5 protein-coding genes and 1 other RNA gene are annotated in these 5,530 nt (G+C 40.5%); 2 read left to right on the forward strand and 4 right to left on the reverse strand.

The features are described from left to right. Positions 1–76: 76 nt before the first annotated feature. Positions 77–970, reverse strand: coding sequence for a (2E,6E)-farnesyl diphosphate synthase (gene ispA, locus HMPREF0027_RS04275; RefSeq protein WP_005622512.1), 894 nt, complete (start codon positions 968–970; stop codon positions 77–79). Positions 971–978: 8 nt separating this feature from the next. Continuing rightward, the gene (xseB, locus tag HMPREF0027_RS04280) at positions 979–1,203 is read right to left on the reverse strand and encodes an exodeoxyribonuclease VII small subunit (protein ID WP_005622513.1); all 225 of its coding nucleotides are present in this window, start codon (positions 1,201–1,203) and stop codon (positions 979–981) included. 144 nt (positions 1,204–1,347) lie between these two features. On the opposite strand from xseB, the gene HMPREF0027_RS04285 reads away from it, so the two are divergent. Together HMPREF0027_RS04285 and HMPREF0027_RS04290 are read left to right on the forward strand one after the other, a co-directional pair. After that, on the forward strand, positions 1,348–2,136 hold the full coding sequence (locus HMPREF0027_RS04285; protein ID WP_044024278.1) for an MOSC domain-containing protein: 789 nt from the start codon (positions 1,348–1,350) through the stop codon (positions 2,134–2,136). 37 nt (positions 2,137–2,173) lie between these two features. Further along, entirely contained in the window at positions 2,174–4,147 is a 1,974-nt protein-coding gene (locus HMPREF0027_RS04290) for an LTA synthase family protein (RefSeq protein ID WP_005622515.1), read from the forward strand. 149 nt (positions 4,148–4,296) lie between these two features. Here the strand turns inward: HMPREF0027_RS04290 and ffs are convergent. Together ffs and HMPREF0027_RS04295 are read right to left on the reverse strand one after the other, a co-directional pair. Next, an RNA gene (gene ffs, locus HMPREF0027_RS11345) (signal recognition particle sRNA small type) lies at positions 4,297–4,394 on the reverse strand. Positions 4,395–4,568: 174 nt separating this feature from the next. Next, positions 4,569–5,530: MFS transporter (locus HMPREF0027_RS04295; RefSeq protein WP_005622516.1), on the reverse strand; the 962-nt coding region annotated here is incomplete at its 5' end.

Raw genomic sequence — 5,530 nt, forward strand, 5'->3', positions numbered from 1 at the left:
GTTTTGCAAAACACCAACCTTTTTGTCTACTATGCCTGATCTTACAAGCGGTTAAAAATCGCTAAAATTTTGCAAATTAGCTTTCACGTTTCACAATAAAATCGGCAAGTTCTTTCAGTGCAGTCGTATCAAACGGCAATTTGGCCAATGAATCTAAGGCAAGCTGATAAAGATCTTGCGCTTTTTGTTTTGCGCCTTCTAAACCAAGCAGTTTTGGATAAGTACTTTTATGCAAGTTTTCATCCGAACCTACGGTTTTACCGATTTTATCGGTTTCACCAATTACATCTAAAATATCGTCTTGCACTTGGAAAGCCAGTCCAATTGCTTGTGCATAGCGTTCAAGCGGTTGTTTTACCGCTAAATTTTGCGAATGAGCGGATGAATTAAAGCCCATTAATACGGAAGCAACGATCAATGCACCGGTTTTATTACGATGAATTAATTCTAATTCAGCTAAATTGACCGCTTTATCTTCAGCGAGCAAATCGAGGCTTTGCCCTAAACACATTCCTCTAGCACCGGCAGCTTGAGCAAGTGCTTGAATTTGCCAAACTTTTTGCGAATCAGTTAATGATTCGTCTTGGGCGATCAGTTCAAAGGCAAAACTTTGTAACGCATCGCCGGCAAGAATTGCGGTTGTTTCATCAAAAGCGATATGACAAGTCGGTTTACCTCGGCGAAGTTTATCGTCATCCATTGCCGGTAAATCATCATGTACTAATGAATAAGCGTGGATCGCTTCCATTGCAGCGGCACTGTGATCAAGCTGTTCAAGTGACACACCAAGCATTCTGCCGGTAGCATAAATCAGGAACGGACGAACACGTTTTCCGCCCAGTAATACAGCGTAAGACATAGCATCAATCAGTGGTGAACCATAAGCCTGATGGGCTTGTAGCTTTGTAGCTAAGAAGTCATTGATACGTTGTTGAATAGCGGTAAGATCAGTTGAGAGAGAGTAGCTCATTGTTATTTTTATTCGTAATCGGAAAGTTCGGCTTGTTCGTTTTTATTGAGTAAGATTTGAATGCGTTGTTCCGCTTTTTGTAAGCGTTCTTGTCCTTGCTGTACAAGTTTTACCGCAGTTTCAAATTCATTGAGTGCTTCTTCTAAAGGCAACTTGCCCGTTTCTAAGTGGCTGACAATTGCTTCTAATTCCTTGAGAGTTGATTCAATATTTTGAGTGGGTTTTTTAGCCATTTTAATTACCTAATTGAGGGCGATAAATGGCGTAAGTTTATCGCCTCCCTTTTTTATTTGCAAATTCCTTTTACTTTTTCAGTGCATTTGGGTATGGTGCGAACGTATTTACGCAAGCGGTTAAATTTACAGGGATTTTTACCAATGAAAGTGACACAACTCAACCTTTATCCGATTAAGTCAACGGCAGCTTATCGTGTCGAACAAGCCTTTGTGGAGGCTAAAGGGCTAAACTTTGACCGAGAATTTATGATTACCGAAACAGACGGCAAGTTTATAACCGCTCGTAAAGATGCGGAATTATACAATTTATCCGTATTTCCGATTGCGACGGGGATCGTCATTTGTCATACAAGCGGTCAAAAATGCGTGGTGCTTTACCAAGATTTTCAGCACATTCAGACGAGTGAAGTTTGGGGGACCCATTTTGATTCTTTAGTAGCAAAAACAGAAGTAAATCAATGGTTAAGTGAAATTTTCGGACGAGCGGTGCAATTACGTTGGTTAGGAGGAAAAAGCCAACGTGAAGTCGCCGACTTTGCACAACATCCGTTAAGTTTTGCTGATAGCAATCCTGTTTCACTGATGTCGGAAAAATCACTTGAGCAAGTTAAACAGTGGTCGCCGATTGAGATTTCGATGGATCGTTTTCGTCCGAATATTGTAGTGGATGGAAACCAAGCGTTTGAAGAGGAACAATGGGAACAAGTACAAATTGGCGAGGTCATATTCACGAAGTCAGCGTTATGTACACGTTGTGTAATGATTACCCGTGATTTAACCACACTTGAACTCGACCCGAATGTTGAGCCTTTCCGAACACTTAAACAAATGCATACCAATGAAAAAGGTAAGCCGGTTTTTGGTATTCATTTAGTGCCTCAAAATAGCGGTGTAATTCGCTTAGGTGATCAAGTCTTAATAAAATCTTAATAATCATTCTATATCATTGGCGCAATCTATTATCGGTATGCGCTTTATTTTAAATTTAAAAGGAGAAATTATGGAACAACGCCGTTCTGTGTTGTTCCCAATACTGTTTTTTGTTGGGATCAATCTACTCATACTGTCTTTATCTCGCCTAGGACTTAGCCTATGGCAATCTGAACGAGTTTCCGCCGTTGATGGCTGGTTACCGCTTTTCTTACAAGGTATTCGCATTGATATTTCCGCTCTTTGTTGGCTGTTTGGCGTATCTGCACTATTTACCGTACTTTTCTTAAATAACAATACGTTAGGCAACGTATGGCGTATCATTTTACGTATCTGGTTCACCGCCGGTTCAGTCTTTATTCTGTTTATGGAAGCGGCGACGCCAAACTTTATTGAAACTTTCGATTTACGTCCGAACCGACTGTTTATTGAATATTTAGTACATCCGAAAGAAGTGTTTACTATGCTGATTAACGGGCATTTAACCACAGTTATTATTAGCTCGTTATTAGCAGTGGTTTCGTTAGTGGTGTATTGGAAACTTTCCGGTTGGGCGACTAACCATCTTCGTTTCCCGAATTGGAAATTCCGACCGTTAATTGGCTTATTGGTTGCGGCTTTAGTGTTTGTCGGTGGGCGTTCATCCTTCGCTCATCGTGGTATTAATCCGGCGATGGTCGCATTCTCTAGTGATCCGTTAGTAAATTCACTGGTATTAAATTCTGGCTATTCGGTACTGTATGCGTTGCAACAATTAAAAGATGAAGATAAATCTTCCGAGCAGTATGGCAAAATGTCAGCCGAGGAAATGCTTTCCTTAATCAAACAATCACGCAGCAGAGCGGATAGCGATTATATTTCGAGTGAAATTCCGACGTTGACGTATAACCAAGCGACTTATCAAGGTAAACCGAAAAATATCGTGATTGTTTTAGAGGAAAGTTTAGGTGCACAGTTTGTCGGTACGCTTGGCGGCAAACCGCTTACCCCGAATTTTGATCGTTTAGCGAAAGAGGGGTGGTTGTTTGAGAATTTATATGCTACCGGAACTCGTTCGGTACGAGGTATTGAAGCGGTAACTACTGGCTTTACCCCTACTCCGGCACGTGCAGTGGTAAAATTAACTAAGAGCCAAAATAACTTCTTCAGTATCGCCGAATTATTACGCCGTCAAGGCTATGATACTAGTTTTATCTATGGCGGAGAAAAACATTTCGACAATATGGCGAGTTTTTTCTATGGCAATGGCTTTACTCGTATCATTGATGAAAAAGATTATAAAAATCCGAAGTTTAAAGCGACTTGGGGGATGAGTGACGAAGATTTGTTTGATAAAGCGAATGAAACTTTCACTCAGCTATACAAAGAAGGTAAACCGTTTTTCAGTTTAGTGTTTAGCTCAAGTAATCACGACCCGTTTGAATTTCCGGACGGTAAAATTGAACTATATGAACAGCCGAAACAAACCCGAAATAATGCCGCTAAATATGCCGATTTTGCGATAGGACATTTTTTTGAGTTGGCGAAAAAATCAGAATATTGGAAGGATACGATTTTCCTTGTAATTGCGGATCACGATTCTCGTGCGGTTGGCGAACATTTAGTACCGATTCAACATTTCCATATTCCGGCACTATTTATTGGCGAAGGCATTGAAGCAAAACGTGATAGCCGTTTAGTTAGCCAAATTGATATGCCGGCAACTTTACTTTCACTTGCCGGTGTAAGCGGAGAATATCCAATGCTAGGTTATGACCTCACTAAAGACGTGAATCCAAATCGTGCCTTTATGCAATATGATGCAACACAAGCGATGATGAAAGGTGATGGCTCGGTAGTGGTGATGCGCCCAAATACACCGATTCAAGGTTTTATTTACAATAAAGCGGATCAGAGTTTGAAAGAGCAGGAACAGCCGGAAGCAATGAAGAAAGAAGCGTTAGCGCATGCGTTGCTCGGCAGCTATTTATATAAAAATCAGCTATATAAATTACCGAAGCTAGAAAAATAATAGTTTTACTTCAGTAACAAGCGGTTAAATTTTACAATAAATTTGCACAAGGTAAATTTTAAGTGGAATTTAACCGCTTGTTATTTTGCATAGAGTGAAAATGTAACAGAGAAATAAGAATGATTTTGGGGAGGATAGAAAAGGGTGGGGCATTACCAGCAACCCTCGGCACACAGAAATTTCAACCCAAGCTGCTTTCTTCCGAACCTGACTAAGTAAGCTGAACACCGTTGCGAGGAACCAATAACGCCCCATCGGATTACATATCTTTTCTAGCGATATGCAAGGCTTCCTATTATAGGTAATTTTTATGTTAAGGCAAGCGATTATTCCCGCCTTACACACAAGCGGTCATATTTTGAAAGTTTTTTGCAAATTTTGAGCAGATTTAACCGCTTGTGTTTAAAACCGTATAAAAGTGTTATGGAACACTTTTCTGCTCATCTTCTACCACTGTTTGCACAGTCGTTTCTTGATTTTCATGAACGGCATTCGTTTGTTCTTCATCACTAAAGGCCGCTTGATATTCTTGCACCGCCTCTTCATTAAATGGCACAAGGTCTTCATTGCTTTCTAACATATCTTCAACCGCACTTGCTGTCGCAATAGGTGTGGTTAATTGCATATCCACATGTTCTGCTTTTGGAATCGGTTTGGTTTTAAGTGCGCAGAGCAGGAGAATCACCAAGAAGATGCCAAAGAACGCATAAAAACCATATTGGGATGATAAGCCCATTGCGAAACCGAGGAACGGCGGAGCAATTAATGCACCCATGCCATAGCAAAAGAGCAAACCACGGCTGACTTCTACCGTATTCATATTGCTTGGTAATTCATCATTGGCACGGGCAATGCTCAATGCATAAAGACTGAACAGACTACAGCCCAAAATGAATGCGATGATATATTGTAACCAAGCGGTCGAATTTGTTTGAAAAATTGCAAATATTCCCGAACTGGTAGTTAAGCTAGCAATTACTGCACAAATTAAAATTGTATTACGTCTACCAATGCGAACCGATAAACCTGCTACCGGCAACTGGCTGATAAAGCCCCCAATCATCGATGCCATCAGATATAGAGATATTTCGCCTAATGAAAAATCTAGCTTTAAGAGAAACACCGAAACCATAGTAAAAAAGTCATTTACCAACATCCCGCTGATAAAACTTGTTGCTAACGCAAGGGGAGAAATAGCTAATAAACGAGGTACGCTGATTCGTTCTCGAGCGGGAATCTCCGGTTGGGTTATTTTCGTTAAGGCAATCGGAATCATTGACATCACTACTAAAATCGTGGCGAGCGTAAAAATATTGTTACTGGTTAATTCCAAACTGAGTAAGCTCACCCCTAAAATAAAGGCGAGATAGAAAATAATAGGGG

Source organism: Actinobacillus ureae ATCC 25976 (assembly GCF_000188255.1).
Lineage (GTDB): Bacteria > Pseudomonadota > Gammaproteobacteria > Enterobacterales > Pasteurellaceae > Actinobacillus > Actinobacillus ureae.